The sequence below is a fragment of the Xanthomonas sp. NCPPB 3959 genome (assembly GCF_056675575.1).
Genome location: NZ_JBWWVR010000001.1, coordinates 525,103 through 541,067, shown reverse-complemented (window position 1 = coordinate 541,067; position 15,965 = coordinate 525,103). Strand labels below are relative to the sequence as shown.

Annotated in this window: 15 protein-coding genes; 12 read left to right on the top strand and 3 right to left on the bottom strand. The window is 62.7% G+C overall.

The genetic code is table 11. The features are described 5' to 3' along the window. Positions 1-67: 67 nt before the first annotated feature. Together AC1KVG_RS02095 and ykgO are read right to left on the bottom strand one after the other, a co-directional pair. A complete protein-coding gene (locus AC1KVG_RS02095; RefSeq protein WP_104550831.1) occupies positions 68-403 on the bottom strand; it encodes a hypothetical protein in 336 nt (111 codons plus the stop codon). Between the two features lie 259 nt (positions 404-662). Beyond that, a complete protein-coding gene (gene ykgO, locus AC1KVG_RS02090; RefSeq protein ID WP_005913193.1) occupies positions 663-788 on the bottom strand; it encodes a type B 50S ribosomal protein L36 in 126 nt (41 codons plus the stop codon). Positions 789-961: 173 nt separating this feature from the next. Between ykgO and cmk the strand changes: the two genes are divergently transcribed. From cmk to AC1KVG_RS02045, 9 genes are all read left to right on the top strand, one after another. Continuing rightward, positions 962-1,645, top strand: coding sequence for a (d)CMP kinase (gene cmk, locus AC1KVG_RS02085; protein WP_481093338.1), 684 nt, complete (start codon positions 962-964; stop codon positions 1,643-1,645). A 183-nt stretch (positions 1,646-1,828) separates the two neighbouring features. Then, positions 1,829-3,517: a 30S ribosomal protein S1 gene (gene rpsA, locus AC1KVG_RS02080; protein ID WP_023904145.1), complete on the top strand. Its 1,689-nt coding sequence runs from the start codon at positions 1,829-1,831 to the stop codon at positions 3,515-3,517. A gap of 89 nt (positions 3,518-3,606) precedes the next feature. Beyond that, complete coding sequence (locus tag AC1KVG_RS02075) at positions 3,607-3,918, top strand: integration host factor subunit beta (RefSeq protein ID WP_006451179.1); 312 nt, start codon at positions 3,607-3,609, stop codon at positions 3,916-3,918. Between the two features lie 67 nt (positions 3,919-3,985). Next, positions 3,986-4,291 carry a lipopolysaccharide assembly protein LapA domain-containing protein gene (locus AC1KVG_RS02070; RefSeq protein WP_006451180.1) on the top strand — a complete coding sequence of 102 codons (306 nt, stop codon included), beginning with the start codon at positions 3,986-3,988 and terminating at the stop codon, positions 4,289-4,291. A 6-nt stretch (positions 4,292-4,297) separates the two neighbouring features. Continuing rightward, the gene (gene lapB / locus AC1KVG_RS02065; RefSeq protein ID WP_006451181.1) at positions 4,298-5,476 is read left to right on the top strand and encodes a lipopolysaccharide assembly protein LapB; all 1,179 of its coding nucleotides are present in this window, start codon (positions 4,298-4,300) and stop codon (positions 5,474-5,476) included. After that, positions 5,476-6,450 carry an MraY family glycosyltransferase gene (locus AC1KVG_RS02060; RefSeq protein ID WP_481093337.1) on the top strand — a complete coding sequence of 325 codons (975 nt, stop codon included), beginning with the start codon at positions 5,476-5,478 and terminating at the stop codon, positions 6,448-6,450. Before lapB ends, AC1KVG_RS02060 begins: the two co-directional genes overlap by 1 nt. Before the next feature lie 13 nt (positions 6,451-6,463). After that, complete coding sequence (locus tag AC1KVG_RS02055; RefSeq protein ID WP_481093336.1) at positions 6,464-8,371, top strand: polysaccharide biosynthesis protein; 1,908 nt, start codon at positions 6,464-6,466, stop codon at positions 8,369-8,371. Continuing rightward, positions 8,371-9,264, top strand: a complete 894-nt coding sequence (galU, locus tag AC1KVG_RS02050) for a UTP--glucose-1-phosphate uridylyltransferase GalU (protein WP_006451184.1) — start codon at positions 8,371-8,373, stop codon at positions 9,262-9,264. Before AC1KVG_RS02055 ends, galU begins: the two co-directional genes overlap by 1 nt. A 175-nt stretch (positions 9,265-9,439) precedes the next feature. Further along, the gene (locus AC1KVG_RS02045; RefSeq protein WP_481093335.1) at positions 9,440-11,296 is read left to right on the top strand and encodes a monovalent cation:proton antiporter-2 (CPA2) family protein; all 1,857 of its coding nucleotides are present in this window, start codon (positions 9,440-9,442) and stop codon (positions 11,294-11,296) included. 120 nt (positions 11,297-11,416) lie between these two features. On the opposite strand, the gene AC1KVG_RS02040 is transcribed toward AC1KVG_RS02045, so the two are convergent. After that, positions 11,417-11,737, bottom strand: coding sequence for a DUF1244 domain-containing protein (locus AC1KVG_RS02040; protein WP_481093334.1), 321 nt, complete (start codon positions 11,735-11,737; stop codon positions 11,417-11,419). 49 nt (positions 11,738-11,786) lie between these two features. On the opposite strand from AC1KVG_RS02040, the gene folD reads away from it, so the two are divergent. The 3 genes from folD to guaA all read left to right on the top strand — a co-directional run bounded on the left by folD (position 11,787) and on the right by guaA (position 15,913). Continuing rightward, positions 11,787-12,671, top strand: a complete 885-nt coding sequence (gene folD / locus AC1KVG_RS02035) for a bifunctional methylenetetrahydrofolate dehydrogenase/methenyltetrahydrofolate cyclohydrolase FolD (RefSeq protein WP_481093333.1) — start codon at positions 11,787-11,789, stop codon at positions 12,669-12,671. Between the two features lie 92 nt (positions 12,672-12,763). Beyond that, positions 12,764-14,221, top strand: a complete 1,458-nt coding sequence (gene guaB / locus AC1KVG_RS02030; RefSeq protein ID WP_043889240.1) for an IMP dehydrogenase — start codon at positions 12,764-12,766, stop codon at positions 14,219-14,221. A 126-nt stretch (positions 14,222-14,347) separates the two neighbouring features. Continuing rightward, the gene (guaA, locus tag AC1KVG_RS02025; protein ID WP_481093332.1) at positions 14,348-15,913 is read left to right on the top strand and encodes a glutamine-hydrolyzing GMP synthase; all 1,566 of its coding nucleotides are present in this window, start codon (positions 14,348-14,350) and stop codon (positions 15,911-15,913) included. Positions 15,914-15,965: the final 52 nt, after the last annotated feature.

Genomic DNA, 15,965 nt, shown 5'->3' with positions numbered 1-15,965 from the left:
CAAGCGAGCCCAGGCTGTTAATTCAATCCCCGCACATGGATGTGCGGGCTCTTGCGAGGGACTCGCATCAAAGCGGCTTTGGCCCGATCTCGTTCGCATCGGCCTGATTGGCCACCACGTCGATCACCCGGCTCTTTTCGAAATACACGGTAAAAGCCGGATACACCCAGCGATGGATGGTCGGCCACTGACGCTTCTGACCACCGCGCGGATCCAGTTTTTCCTGCGGCGCGCCGTAACGGCCTTCGACCTGGCTCATGCTGTCGCCACGCAAGGGCAGGGCGGCGGCGGGCTTCTGCTTTGCACGATCGACCAACAGTGTGTCGGCCGAGGCAACGGCACTGATCCCCATCAGCGCGATTGCCAGCATGATCGGCGGCATCACAAACAAACGGTTGCGCATGTCATCTACTCCCCAGTGGACAAGACTTCGAATGGTGATTACAGCAAAAAACCAGGTCAGGCGTTGGTGCCATTGCTAGGCCCGATGACGGCGCGCAAGTTCCGGCACGCTGCGCTGGGGCGTCCTCGACCGCCGCACCCGGGCGCATCACGGCGTCCGTCAAGACGATGCCCGTGAAGTCTCTATCGGCCAGGAAACATCGGCCAAGAAAAAACCGCCCGAAGGCGGCTTTCTCGGGTCTTGCACGCGCAGCAAAGGCTTAGCGCTGACGCGCCTTGAAACGCGGGTTCGACTTGCAGATCACGAACACCTTGCCACGGCGGCGGACCACCTTGCAGTCGCGGTGACGGGTCTTCGCAGACTTCAGGGAGGACAGGACTTTCATGGCACACCTCGGCGTAAACGGTTGGATTCGATGGAAGAGTGCCCGCTATCGAGGGTGCACCCGGAATTAAGCCGGCAATTCTAACCGGCTTTTCGTCGTGCTTTCAAGTGGTTGCATCCGAATCGCTGCGAGCGGCGCTACACTGGTCGCTTCATTACCTTCCGGAAACCTGAATGACCGACCTTTCGCCCGTCCTCACCATCGACGGACCCTCCGGTGCCGGCAAGGGCACCGTGAGCCGGATCGTGGCCTCCCGGCTGGGCTGGCACTACCTCGATTCGGGCGCACTGTACCGCGCCGTCGGTGTTGCAGCGAGCTGGGCCGATCTGGACGTGTCCGACCCGGCGGCGTTGGTGCGTTGCACCTTCGACACCAAGGTCGAATTCGATGACGCAGGCGAGGCGGGGCTGCGGGTGCTGGTCAATGGCGTGGACGCCACCAGCGAGTTGCGCCTGGAAACGACCGGTGCGCTGGCCTCTGCAATTGCGGCCATTCCCGAGGTGCGCAGTGCCCTGAAAGAGCGCCAGCGCGCATTCAGGCGAGCGCCCGGCCTGGTTGCCGATGGGCGCGACATGGGCACGGTGATCTTCCCGGATGCCGCATTCAAGGTCTTTCTGACCGCCAGTGCCGAGGAACGTGCGGGCCGTCGCCATAAACAGTTGATGGGAAAGGGTGTTTCGGTTATCTTTGACGACCTGCTGCGCGAGATCATGGCTCGCGATGCGCGTGATGCGCAGCGGGTGGTGGCGCCATTACGGCCGGCCGAAGACGCCGTGCTGATCGATACCAGCGGGATGGGAATCGAAGATGTCGTCCAGCGTGTGGTCGGGTTGTTAGCCGCTCGCACGTCGTCGTAAGCGTTCCGCAAGCGGGCACGTCCCGCCGACCGTAAGGCGTTCCAAGGCTCTGCCGCACATCCCGTGTGGCGGTTCTATGACTACTTAACCGACTCGCTGTCCGGAGTCGACCAACAGGCTGGGCGGCTCGTATCTGTCGCAATCCGACGATCAACGCCCGTGTGTTCAACTGAGTAAATTCAAATGACAGAATCTTTTGCTGAACTGTTCGAAGCCAGTCAAGCCAATCTGGCGAAGCTGAAGCCGGGCTCGATCGTCACCGGTACCGTCGTGGAAGTGCGCGGCGACGTGGTGGTGATCAACGCTGGCTTGAAGTCCGAAGGCATCGTGCCGATCGAGCAGTTCCGTAATGACGCTGGCGAGATCGATGTCGGCGTAGGCGACCAGGTCAAGGTTGCCCTCGATTCCATCGAGAACGGCTTCGGTGAGACCGTGCTGTCGCGCGAGAAGGCCAAGCGCGCAATGGTGTGGGACGAGCTGGAAGAGGCGTTGGAAAAGAACGAAACCATCACCGGCCGCATCAGCGGCAAGGTCAAGGGTGGTTTCACCGTGGACATCAAGGATGTTCGCGCGTTCCTGCCTGGTTCGCTGGTGGATGTGCGCCCGGTGCGCGACCCGGCCTACCTGGAAGGCAAGGAACTCGAGTTCAAGCTGATCAAGCTGGACCGCAAGCGCAACAACGTGGTGGTTTCGCGTCGTGCAGTAGTCGAGAGCGAGCATTCGGAAGAGCGCGAGCAGCTGATGGACAAGCTGCAGGAAGGCGCGATCCTGAAGGGTGTCGTCAAGAACCTGACCGATTACGGCGCGTTCGTGGACCTGGGCGGTATCGACGGCCTGCTGCACATCACCGACATGGCCTGGAAGCGCGTGCGCCATCCGTCCGAAGTCGTCAATGTCGGCGACGAGCTCGATGTGCGCGTGCTGAAGTTCGATCGCGAGCGTAACCGCGTCAGCCTCGGCCTGAAGCAGCTGGGCGAAGATCCGTGGGACAACATCGCACGTCGTTACCCGGCCAACAGCCGCGTGTTCGGCAAGGTCTCCAACGTCACCGATTACGGCGCATTCGTCGAGATCGAGCCGGGCGTCGAAGGTCTGGTGCACGTCTCCGAGATGGATTGGACCAACAAGAACGTCAACCCGTCCAAGGTTGTGCAGGTTGGTGACGAAGTCGAAGTGATGGTGCTGGATGTCGACGAGGAGCGTCGCCGCATCTCGCTGGGCATGAAGCAGGTTGCCGCCAATCCGTGGGAAACCTTCGCTGCCACCCACAAGAAGAACGACAAGGTGTCCGGTCAGATCAAGTCGATCACCGACTTCGGTATCTTCATCGGTCTGGACGGCGGCATCGACGGTCTGGTGCACCTGTCCGACATCAGCTGGAACACCACCGGCGAAGATGTCGTGCGCAACTACAAGAAGGGCGACACGCTGGAAGCCGTTGTGCTGGCAGTGGACCCGGAACGTGAGCGCATCAGCCTGGGCGTCAAGCAGCTGGAGCAGGATCCGTTCGGTCAGTACATGGCGTCCAACCCGAAGGGTTCGAAGGTCGAAGGCGTGGTACGTGAAGTGGATGCCAAGGGCGCCACCATCGACCTGGCCGACGGCATCGAAGGCTACGTCGCTGCACGCGACATCGCCAACGAGCGCGTCGACGACGCGACCCAGCACCTGAAGGTCGGCGACAAGATCGAAGCCAAGTTCGTGGGCATGGACCGTAAGGGCCGCACCCTGCAGCTGTCGATCAAGGCCAAGGACGATGCCGAAATGCGCGAAACGATGGAGGAATACCAGTCCTCCTCCGCAGCGTCGGGCGGCATGACTCAGCTGGGCGCGCTGCTGCGTGCACAGTTGAACAGCAACAAGTCCGAGTAAGCGCGTAGCGCTCGCAAGAGCGTGATGGATCGGCCCGGGCTTGCCCCGGGCCGATTCCGATGTGTCAGTCGAAAAAAGCAAGTCTTCCCATGACCAAGTCCGAATTGATTGAAATCCTGGCGCAACGCCAAGCGCATCTGAAGTCGGACGACGTGGATCTGGCAGTCAAATCGCTGCTGGAAATGATGGGCCAAGCGCTCTCCGATGGTGATCGGATCGAAATCCGCGGGTTCGGCAGTTTTTCGCTGCATTACCGTCCGCCACGTCTGGGGCGTAATCCCAAGACCGGCGAATCGGTTGCGCTGCCGGGCAAGCATGTTCCGCACTTCAAGCCGGGCAAGGAATTACGTGAGCGTGTCAGCTCCGTGGTGCCTGTCGATCTGGCCGATACGGCAGATTGAAGATCGTTCTACCGCTGTGTTTATGTCGGCTCGGTTAAGCTAGGCCCCTTCCCGACGGAGTCTGTCCATGAAGGTGTTTCGCTTGCTGGTGATGTTGGCCTTCCTGCTGGCCGGTCTGATCATCGGTGCGGTCAATTCCCAGGATGTCACTCTCGATTTCCTGTTCTCAAGTGTGCACACGACCTCCGGGGTCGCGATCATCGTCGCGCTGCTGGTCGGTGTGTTGATCGGTGCCGGCATGGTGCTGGTCAGTGTGGTCATTCCCCTCTATTCCCGATTGCGCCAGGCCAATAAGGCTGTTGCGGTCAGTCGCGTCGACGCCGGGCCCGTTGCGCCTGCCGCAGTCCAGACGCGCCCCATCGATGGACTGTAAGTACGTATGGAATTTCTGACCGAGTGGATCTGGTTCTTCCTGTTTGTGCCGCTGGCAGCACTGGGCGGGTGGATCGTCGGCCGTCGTGGCGGTCAGCGCCACGGTGATACTCAGGTCAGTCGTCTTTCCAGTACCTATTTTCGCGGTCTGAACTATCTGCTCAACGAGCAGCCGGACAAGGCGATCGAGCTGTTTCTGCACATCGCCGAACTGGACAAGGAAACCTTCGAAACGCAGGTCGCGCTGGGGCATCTGTTCCGTCGTCGTGGTGAAGTCGATCGTGCGATTCGTTTGCATCAGGGGCTGGTGCAGCGTGCCGACCTGACCGATCAACAGCGTGTGCAGGCCTTGCTGGCGCTGGGCGAGGACTACATGAAGTCCGGTCTGCTGGATCGCGCCGAAACAGTCTTCACCGAGTTGGCGCAGCTGGATCAACGCGCGCCACAGGCATTGCGGCACCTGATTGGCATCTATCAGGCCGAGCGCGATTGGGAAAAAGCGATCGACAACGCCACCCGCTACGAAGAAGTCACCGGCGAGCCGATGGGCAAGCTGATTTCCCAATTCGAGTGCGAGCTGGCCGATCGCTATCGCGGTTCGAGCAAGACCGACGAGGCGCTTCAGGCCGTCGCCCGTGCCTACCAGGCCGACGGTACGTCCGTGCGTGCGGGCATTCTGGAAGGCCGCATCGAAGCCGAGCGCGGTCATGACGAAGCGGCGGTACGCGCATTTGAACGAGCGGCGCGGCATGACCCGGAATACCTGCCGGAAATCATTCCTGCATTGATGGCAGCCTATCGCCGGGTCGGCGACATCGCTGGCGCGCGCAACTTCCTGTCGGAGATGACCGAGCACTATCGTGGCATCGCACCGGTCTTGGCGCTGACCCAGTTGATGGAAGCGCAGGATGGGGTGGCACCTGCGTTGGCGTACCTGGGGCGCCAGCTCAAGGATCGGCCGTCGGTACGTGGCGAATCGGCGTTGATCGATCTCACCCTGGCCGAAGGCAGCGACCCGGTTGGCACGCTGCAGGATCTCAAGCACATCACCGACCAGCTGCTGGTACGTAACCCAAGCTACCGCTGCACCCGCTGCGGCTTCGGCGCCAAGACGCATCACTGGCAATGCCCGAGCTGCAAGGAATGGGGCACGGTCAAACCGCTGTTGAACTACGCGGTGGTCTAATGCCGCAGGTCTGGCTGTGGTGCCTGTCGCACCTGGTGGTCGCAGCGCTGGGAACCTGGCTGTTGCGCCGTTATGCCTTGCATCGCCGCCTGCTGGATCAGCCGGGCGAGCGCCGCAGTCATGTGGTCGCCACTCCGCGTGGCGGTGGCATGGCGATCGTGGCGGCAATCCTGCTGGGTTGCATCGCTGCCACGATGTTCTGGCCAACTGCTCGCCTGGTCATTGGCTGGTTCGCCGTCGGGCTGGTACTGGTGGCAGGCGTGGGTTGGTGGGACGACCATCGTCCGCTGTCGGCCAGGCTGCGTTTTGCGATCCACCTGACGGCATCGGCGTCGCTGGGAGTTTTGGTCAGTCACTCCACTGGCGATGTCTGGGATGGCGTGCTCAGCGCAGTGGCGTCTGTCGTGTTGATCAACGTCTGGAATTTCATGGACGGCATCAACGGTCTGGCTTCCAGCCAGGCGGCATTGGCGGCGTTGGCATTTGCGTTTGTCCTGCCCGGCGCATGGGCATGGGCGGGTCTTGCAGTTGCGGCGTCCTGCCTGGGGTTCTTGCCGTTCAATTTTCCGCGCGCGCGCATTTTTCTGGGCGATGGCGGCAGTGGCGCGCTGGGATATGTGCTGGCCGCGTTGCTCGCACTTACCGTAGCGACGGGGCAGGTGAGCTGGTGGATCGGTTGGCTGCCATTGACCGCATTTCTCGTAGACGCAGGCTTCACGTTGCTGTCTCGCATGCTCGCCGGGCAACGTTGGTGGGAGCCACATGCTCAGCACGTCTATCAACGACTTGCACGCCGGCTTGAGACGCACGTTCCGGTAACGGGTGTTTATTTCGCTTTCAGCGTCGCTGCGTTCTGCTTGTATGTGTTAATTCGTCATGATCCGGTTTGGATGCAGGTGGTCGGTGCCCTGACCTGGGCTGCGGGTGCTACCGCGATCTGGCACTTTCTGCGCGATGGACTGCGCAATTCCTGAGTAATGGACTTTTATGATTTCCTGGCGTGACCGTTTGACCAAAGTGTTGCCGCAAGCGGCAGTCGTACTGCACGACCTGTTGATGGTGTGGGTGTGCTGGCAACTGCTGCATGCCGGCCGCTACTCCATGCTGCGCGACGCGCCCGACCTTCCACTGTGGGATTGGCGCACTGCGGTGGTGCTGGTCGCGCAGGGGCTGGTGTTCTGGAAGATGGGGTTGTATCGCGGGCTGTGGCGATTCGCCTCGGTGCCGGACTTGTGGAATATCTTCAAGTCCAGTTTCCTTGGTCTGGTCGCGATCGTGCTGGCGCTGTCTTACGACCGCCTGGACGGGGTGCCGCTGTCGGTGCTGGTGGTCTATCCGTTCGCGCTGTCGGCATTGCTGGGGACGCCGCGACTGCTGTATCGCGCCTGGAAGGATTATCAGATCGCGCATTCCGGCGATGCCGCGCAGCGTGTGTTGATCCTGGGCGCCGGTCGTGCTGCCGAAGGGCTGGTGCGCGATCTTCGTCGTAGCGGCACGTTCGTACCGGTCGGGTATCTGGACGATGCCAGCAATCTGCATGGCGCCAAGATCCAGGGGCTCAACGTCCTGGGCAATCTGGATCAGGCCGCATCGATCGCCAAGGAGACGGCAGCCAAGTTGCTGGTGATCGCGATCCCGTCGCTGGATGCTTCGGGGATGCAGCGCGTGGTGGCGATCTGCGAAAGCACCGGTTTGCCGTTCCGCATGGTGCCCAAGCTGATCAATGTGCTGGAAGGGCGCTCCTTGCCTGGCGAATTGAAGGAGGTCGCGATCGAGGACCTGCTCAATCGCAAGCCGGTCACGCCCGATTGGCGCCTGATCCGCGACTGGTTGACCAACAAGACGGTGATGGTCACCGGTGCCGGCGGTTCGATCGGCTCGGAAGTCTGCCGCCAGTGTGCGCGGCATGGTGCGCGTCGGATTGTGCTGCTTGAAATCGATGAGTTGGCATTGCTGACCATCGATTCGGATCTGCGCCGGCTGTTCCCCGATATCGAAGTGGTGCGCGTGCTCGGCGATTGTGGCGACCCGGCCGTGGTTGCGTATGCATTGAACACCGCGACCCCGGATGCGGTGTTCCATGCCGCCGCCTACAAGCAGGTGCCGTTGCTGGAAGAGCAGTTGCGCGAAGCGGTGCGCAACAACGTGCTGGCAACCGAGAACGTGGCGCGCGCCTGTCAGCGTGCGCGCATCGAGACCTTCGTCTTCATCTCGACCGACAAGGCCGTCGAGCCGGTCAATGTGCTGGGCGCGAGCAAGCGCTACGCCGAGATGATTTGCCAGAGTCTTGACGCCCGCGATGCGCCGACGCGCTTCATCACGGTGCGCTTCGGCAACGTGCTGGATTCGGCCGGCAGCGTGGTGCCGTTGTTCCGTGAGCAGATCCGTCAGGGCGGGCCGGTCACGGTGACGCACCCGGATGTGACGCGGTACTTCATGACCATTCCCGAAGCCTGCCAGTTGGTGGTGCAGGCCGCTGCCTCCGCTTCGCATGGTGCGATCTACACATTGGACATGGGCGAGCCGGTGCCGATCCGCTTGCTGGCCGAGCAGATGATTCGGCTTGCCGGCAAGCAGCCGGGCAAGGATGTGGCGATTCTCTATACCGGCTTGCGTCCGGGCGAGAAGCTACATGAAACGCTGTTCTATTCGGACGAAGACTATCGCCCCACCGCGCATCCCAAGATCCTGGAAGCCGGTGTGCGCGAGTTCTCGCACGAGCAGGTGTTGCAGCTGGTGACGCGCTTGCGTGAGGCGGTTAACCGCTATGACATCAAGGCAATGGAGAGTGTGTTGGGCAGTCTGATGCCGGATTTTGCGGCTGCTCGACGGAAAGTCGACACGCGATCTGATACGGTCGTTCCATTCCCCGCACGTGAGGTCAGAAGACTTTAATGAGCAAGCGTATTCGCAAGGCCGTATTCCCCGTCGCAGGTCTTGGGACCCGCTTTCTTCCGGCAACCAAGACGGTGCCGAAAGAAATGCTGCCAATCATCGACAAACCGTTGATCCAGTACGCCGTCGACGAGGCCATCCAGGCCGGTTGCGATACGCTGATCTTCGTGACCAATCGCTACAAGCACTCGATCGCCGACTACTTCGACAAGGCTTACGAGCTTGAGCAGAAGCTCGAGCGTGCCGGCAAGCTCGAACAGCTGGAGCTGGTGCGTCATGCATTGCCCGAAGGCGTGCGTGCCATTTTCGTGACGCAGGCCGAGGCACTGGGTCTGGGGCATGCGGTGCTGTGCGCCAAGGCCGTGGTCGGCGACGAGCCGTTCGCGGTGTTGTTGCCTGACGATCTCATCTGGAACCGCGGCGCTGGTGCGCTGACCCAGATGGCCGATGTGGCCGAAGCGTCGGGCGGCAGCGTCATCGCCGTCGAGGACGTGCCGCATGACAAGACCGCCAGTTACGGCATCGTGGCTACCGATGCATTCGATGGTCGCAAGGGGCGTATTAACGCCATCGTCGAAAAGCCCAAGCCGGAAGTGGCACCGAGCAATCTGGCAGTGGTCGGTCGTTACGTGCTTAGCCCGAAGATCTTCGAACTGCTCGAAGAAACCGGTGCAGGCGCAGGCGGCGAGATCCAGCTGACCGATGCGATTGCCGGGCTGCTGCAGCAGGAAACCGTCGATGCGTATCGCTTCGAAGGCCGTCGTTTCGATTGCGGCGCGCACATCGGCCTGATCGAGGCCACGGTGCATTTCGCGCTCGAGCACGAGAAGCATGGTGGGCCGGCCAAGGAAATCCTGCGTGCTGCATTGGCCGAGGCCGACGCGCGCGGCTGATTGCCCGGTCATTGCCTGCATCCACGAACGACGCCATCCGGCGTCGTTCGTCATTTGGGGCGTCGCAGATCAGGATCGACGTGCTGGTCGAGATCGATGGGGAAGCGCTGGCTGATCGACCGATGCGCACGCAGGTGCAGGGCAACGCCAAGCCTGTGCCGCTAGAATCCTTGGCATGAGCCAAGCTGCCGAATCCAGTGAACTGATCAACGTCGTCGTGCTGCTGGGCGCTGCCGTAGTTGCGATCCCCTTGTTCCGTCGTCTGGGCCTGGGCTCGGTGTTGGGGTACCTGGCTGCGGGATTGGCGATTGGTCCGTTCGGCCTGGGGTTGTTCGATGAGCCGCAGGCGATCCTGCATGTGGCCGAGCTGGGCGTGGTGATGTTTCTGTTCGTGATCGGGCTGGAAATGCGGCCGTCCCACCTGTGGAGTCTGCGCAAGGAGATCTTCGGTCTTGGGACCGCGCAGATTGCCGTTTGCACGCTGGTACTGACCGGCATCGGCATGTTGCTCGGCTTTGCGCCGCCGGTGGCGTTTGTCGCCGCGTCCGGCTTCGTGCTGACCTCCACGGCGGTGGTGATGCAATTGCTGGCCGAGCGTGGCGATGTCGCCCTGCCGCCGGGTCAAAAGATCGTGGCGATTCTGCTGTTCGAAGATCTGTTGATCGTGCCGCTGCTGGCGATCGTGGCCTGGATGGGATCCAACGGCGACCCGCAGGCGGCGTCGCAGCGCTGGCAGGACATCGGCATCGGTCTGGCCTGCATCGTCGGGTTATTGGTGGCAGGGCGCTGGCTGCTCAATCCCTTGTTCCGGATCCTGGCTGCGTCCAAGGCACGCGAGGTGATGACGGCGGCTGCCTTGCTGGTGGTACTGGGCGCGGCGCTGTTGATGCAGGTGGGTGGGTTGTCGATGGCGATGGGGGCGTTTCTGGCCGGTGTGCTGCTGTCCGAATCCACCTTCCGGCATCAGATCGAAGCGGACATCGAGCCGTTTCGCGGGATTTTGCTGGGGCTGTTCTTCCTCGGCGTCGGCATGAGCCTGGACCTGCACGTGGTTGCGGCGGATTGGCGGCTGATCGTTGCCGGCGTGCTGGCCTTGATGGTGGGCAAGGGCGTGTGCATCTATGCGGTGGCGCGGCTGATGCGCAGCGACCATCGCCAGGCGCTGGACCGTGGCGTGCTGATGGCGCAGGGCGGCGAGTTCGCGTTCGTGCTGTTTGCCGCGGCATCGGCTTCCGGCGTCATCGATGCACAGGTCAACGCCAGCCTGACCGCGATCGTGGTGGTGTCGATGGCGCTGACGCCGTTGTTCGTGCTGCTGCAGCGCCGGCTGACGCCAGCCGCCAAGCCGTCGCTGGAGGGCGTGGAAGCAGTCAGTGACCAGACCGGCAGCGTGCTGATCATCGGGTTTGGGCGCTTCGGTCAGGTCGCCAGCCAGTCGCTGCTGGCACGCGATGTGGACGTGACCATCATCGACAACGACATTGAGATGATCCAGAGCGCGGAGGAGTTTGGTTTCAAGATCTACTACGGCGACGGCACCCGGCTGGATGTGTTGCATGCGTCCGGTGCGCACAGCGCACGCGCGATTGCAGTGTGCGTCGACAACCGCGAGGCGGCCAATCGCATCGTGGAGCTGGCAACGCGCGAGTTCCCGCACGCCCGATTGTTGGTGCGCTCGTACGATCGTGAGCATTCGTTGCAGTTGGTCGCTGCCGGCGTGGATTACCAGATCCGCGAGACCTTCGAGTCGGCGGTGGCGTTCGGTCAAGCGGCCTTGGTCGAGCTGGGCGTGGACGAGGACGAGGCCGTCATCATCGCGCGCGAGATCCGGCGTCGCGATGCCGAGCGTTTCGAATTGGAGATTGCGGCCGGCAACACGCGTGCAGGTGCTGTGTCAGGGCTGATGTACGGCAATATCACGCCGACCGTGCCCAAACCTACGCCGTTCACTCCGCCGAGGAGGGAGAGCCGCACGCTGAATCCCGATGCGGTGCCGCAGGCCAATTCGGTAGAAGAAGCGGCCCGCGACTGAGCCACGTGTGCAGGGTGAGCGCCGACACATGTTCAGCGCTGCGCTTGCATTGGCTGGTCGAGAAAACACATTGGGCGGCAAAGCAGCCGGCGCCCATGCGTCAGCCGCCAGCCGATCGACTCAGCTGTGCGTGCGTTGCGCGGCCGCGAAGGCTTCCAACTGCTCGGGGGTGGCGTCTTTCTGGTGCTGCTGTTTCCAGTCGGCAAACGGCATGCCATAGACCGCTTCGCGCGCCTGATCCTTGCTCATCGGTCGGCCGTGCGCTTCTGCGGCTTCGCGGTACCAGTCGCCCAGGCAATTGCGGCAGAAGCCGGCCAGGATCATCATATCGATGTTCTGCACATCGAGCCGGTCCTGGTTGAGATGCTGCAACAGACGGCGAAATGCGGCCGCTTCGATAGAGGTGGTGATGGAATCTGGCGTTGAGGTGGTGTCGGTCATGACGGAATCGGGGACAATAGACGGCCTTCGACTCTACACCTGACGCCCCATGACCGTTTCCGCGCCAGCTGCCTCTGCTCCGGCCCGCCTCCTCGATGGCCGCCGCATTGCCGAGGACCTGCTCGACGGATTGAAGCTGCGGGTTGACGCGCGTGTATCGGCCGGCAAGGCGCGCCCCGGGTTGGCCGTGGTGCTGGTCGGCGGCGACCCGGCCTCGTCGGTGTATGTGCGCAACAAGCGACGCGCGGCGGAGAAGGTCGGTATCGAGGCCTTCGATTACGACTTGCCGCAAGGCACCAGCGAGGCCGAGCTGGCGACATTGATCGACCGGCTCAACGCCGATCCCAAGATCCACGGCATCCTGATCCAGCTGCCGCTGCCGGGCATTCCCGATGCCAATCGGTTGATCCAGCGCATCGACCCGCGCAAGGACGTGGATGGCTTTCATCCGCAGAATGTGGGGCATCTGGCATTGCGCGAATTCGGCCTGCGCCCGTGCACGCCGCGCGGCATCGTGACCTTGCTCGCGCATACCGACCAACCGGTGCGCGGGCGCAACGCGACCATCGTGGGCGTGAGCAATCACGTGGGCCGGCCGATGGGGCTGGAATTGCTGATCGCCGGTTGCACGGTCACCAGCTGCCACAAGTTCACCCCGCCCGAGGTGCTGGAAGCCAGCGTGCGCAATGCCGACATCCTGGTGGTGGCGGTGGGCCGCCCGGGTCTGATTCCGGGCGAGTGGGTGAAGCCGGGCGCGGTGGTCATCGATGTGGGCATCAATCGCCTGGAAGACGGGCGTCTGGTCGGCGATGTCGGTTTCGACGCCGCCGTGCAGCGCGCGGCCTGGATCACGCCGGTGCCGGGTGGAGTCGGGCCGATGACGGTGGCCACGTTGATGCAGAACACGCTGGAAGCGGCCGACGCAGCCGGCTGAGGCGCGCGCGTAACGCAGCATTGCGGCTGCGTTGTGTCTTCGTGAAGGCTTTCAGGGTAAAATGCCGCGCTTCCCCAAACTCGGGTCCGCCGATGCTCCGCATCCAGGCTGAAGCTCTCACCTACGACGACGTTTCGCTCGTCCCCGCTCATTCGATCGTCCTGCCCAAGGATGTCAGCCTGGAAACCCGGCTGACCCGCGATCTGCGCCTGAAACTGCCGATTCTTTCGGCCGCGATGGACACAGTGACCGAACACCGCCTTGCGGTGGCCATGGCCCAGCTGGGCGGCATCGGCATCATCCACAAGAACCTGACGCCTGCGCAGCAGGCGGGCGAAGTGGCCCGGGTCAAGAAGTTCGAATCCGGCGTGATCACCGAGCCGTTCACGGTCAGCCCGGATACCACGATCGGTGAAGTGATTGCGCTGACCCGCGCGCGCAACATCTCCGGCGTGCCGGTGGTGGATGGCAGCGAGCTGGTCGGCATCGTCACCAGCCGCGACATGCGCTTCGAGAAGAAGCTCGACGATCCGGTCCGCCACATCATGACCAAGAAGGATCGTCTGATCACCGTGCGCGAAGGCGCCAGCGATGAGGAAGTGCTGGAGCTGCTGCATCGCAACCGCATCGAAAAGATCCTGGTGGTCAACGACAGCTTCGAGCTGCGCGGCCTGATCACGGTCAAGGACATCCAGAAAAAGACCGACAACCCTAATGCTGCCAAAGACGCTGCCAAGCGCTTGCTGGTGGGTGCGGCGGTGGGTGTGGGCGGCGATACCGAACAGCGCATCGAACTGCTTGCCGCAGCGGGCGTGGATGTGGTGATCGTGGATACCGCGCATGGCCATTCGCAGGGCGTGATCGATCGCGTGGCCTGGGTCAAGAAGACCTATCCGCAGCTGCAGGTGATCGGCGGCAACATCGTCACCGGCGATGCCGCGCTGGCGTTGATGGATGCCGGCGCCGATGCGGTCAAGGTCGGCGTGGGTCCGGGCTCGATCTGCACCACGCGCGTGGTCGCCGGTGTCGGCGTGCCGCAGATCACTGCGGTCGACATGGTGGCCGAAGCGCTGCAGGACCGCATTCCGCTGATCGCCGATGGCGGCATCCGCTATTCCGGCGACATCGGCAAGGCGCTGGTCGCTGGTGCGTCCACGGTGATGGTCGGCGGCTTGCTGGCCGGTACCGAGGAGGCACCGGGCGAGGTCGAGTTGTTCCAAGGGCGCAGTTACAAGAGCTACCGTGGCATGGGCAGCCTGGGCGCGATGGAGAAGGGGTCCAAGGACCGCTATTTCCAGGACGCCAGCGACGCCGACAAGCTGGTGCCGGAAGGCATCGAAGGCCGCGTGCCGTATCGCGGACCGGTCGGCGGCATCATCCATCAGCTGATCGGCGGTCTGCGCGCGACCATGGGCTATGTCGGCTGCGCCACTGTCGAAGAGATGCGCACCAAGCCGAAGTTCGTCAAGATCACCGGCGCCGGTCAACGCGAAAGCCATGTCCACGACGTGCAGATCACGAAAGAGCCGCCGAACTATCGCGCTGGGTAAGCCAGCGCGCGGGAGTGGGGATTCGGCATTCGGGATTCGTAAGAGCCTACCGCGTCCTCATCCGGCAGCGGTTGTGGCTAGCGTTTTTGCGAATCTCCAATCCCAACTCCCCAATCCCGGCCCTCGATGACCAACATCCATACCGACAAGATCCTCATCCTCGATTTCGGCGCGCAGTACACCCAGCTGATTGCGCGGCGTATCCGCGAAATCGGCGTGTACTGCGAGATCTGGGCCTGGGATCATGATCCATCCGAGATTGCCGGATTCGGTGCCAAGGGCATCATTCTGTCCGGTGGGCCGGAATCGACCACGTTGCCGGGGGCGCCGGTGGCGCCGCAGGAAGTGTTCGACAGCGGCTTGCCGGTGTTCGGTATCTGCTACGGCATGCAGACCCTGGCTGCGCAGCTAGGCGGAGCGACAGAAGCTGCAGATCAACGCGAATTCGGCCACGCCGAAGTCGATGTTGTGGCGGCCGATGCGCTGTTCGCCGGCCTGACCGATCACGCCGGCGCCTCGCGTTTGAATGTGTGGATGAGCCACGGCGATCACGTCTCGCAGGTGCCGCCGGGCTTCACCGTCACCGCAGTGACCGATCGCATTCCGGTGGCGGCGATGTCCAACGAGGACAAGCGCTGGTACGGCGTGCAGTTCCATCCGGAAGTCACCCACACGCTGCAGGGCCAGACCTTGTTGCGCCGCTTTGTGGTCGATGTGTGCGGGTGTCAGACGCTGTGGACGGCGGCCAACATCATCGACGACCAGATTGCGCGCGTGCGCGAGCAGGTGGGCGATGACGAGGTTATTCTTGGCCTGTCCGGCGGCGTCGATTCGTCGGTGGTCGCTGCGCTGTTGCACAAGGCGATCGGCGACAAGCTGACCTGCGTGTTCGTCGATACCGGCCTGCTGCGCTGGCAGGAAGGCGACCAGGTGATGGCGATGTTCGCCGAGCACATGGGCGTCAAGGTGATCCGCGTCAACGCGGCCGACCGCTATTTCGCCAAGCTCGAAGGCGTGAGCGACCCGGAAGCCAAGCGCAAGATCATCGGCAACCTGTTCGTGGATATCTTCGACGAAGAGTCCAACAAGCTCGCCAATGCCAAGTGGCTGGCGCAGGGCACGATCTATCCGGACGTGATCGAGTCGGCCGGCAGCAAGACCGGCAAGGCGCACGTGATCAAGAGCCACCACAACGTCGGTGGCTTACCCGAGCACATGAAGTTGGGTCTGGTCGAACCGTTGCGCGAATTGTTCAAGGACGAAGTGCGTCGTCTCGGCGTCGAACTCGGCCTACCGCGCACGATGGTGTATCGCCATCCGTTCCCGGGCCCGGGCCTGGGCGTGCGCATCCTGGGCGAAGTGAAGCGCGAGTACGCCGAGCTGCTGGCCAAGGCCGATGCGATCTTCATCGACGAACTGCGCAAGGCCGATCTGTACGACAAGACCAGTCAGGCATTCGCGGTGTTCCTGCCGGTCAAGTCGGTCGGCGTGGTCGGCGATGCACGCGCCTACGAATGGGTGATCGCGCTGCGCGCGGTGGAAACCATCGACTTCATGACCGCGCACTGGGCACACCTTCCGTACGATTTTCTCGGCACGGTCAGCAATCGCATCATCAACGAACTGCGCGGCGTCTCGCGCGTGGTCTACGACATCTCCGGCAAACCGCCTGCGACGATCGAGTGGGAGTGATTTAAACGACAAAGGCGCCGCAAGGCTCCTTTGTCGTTATGGCAATCCGGTC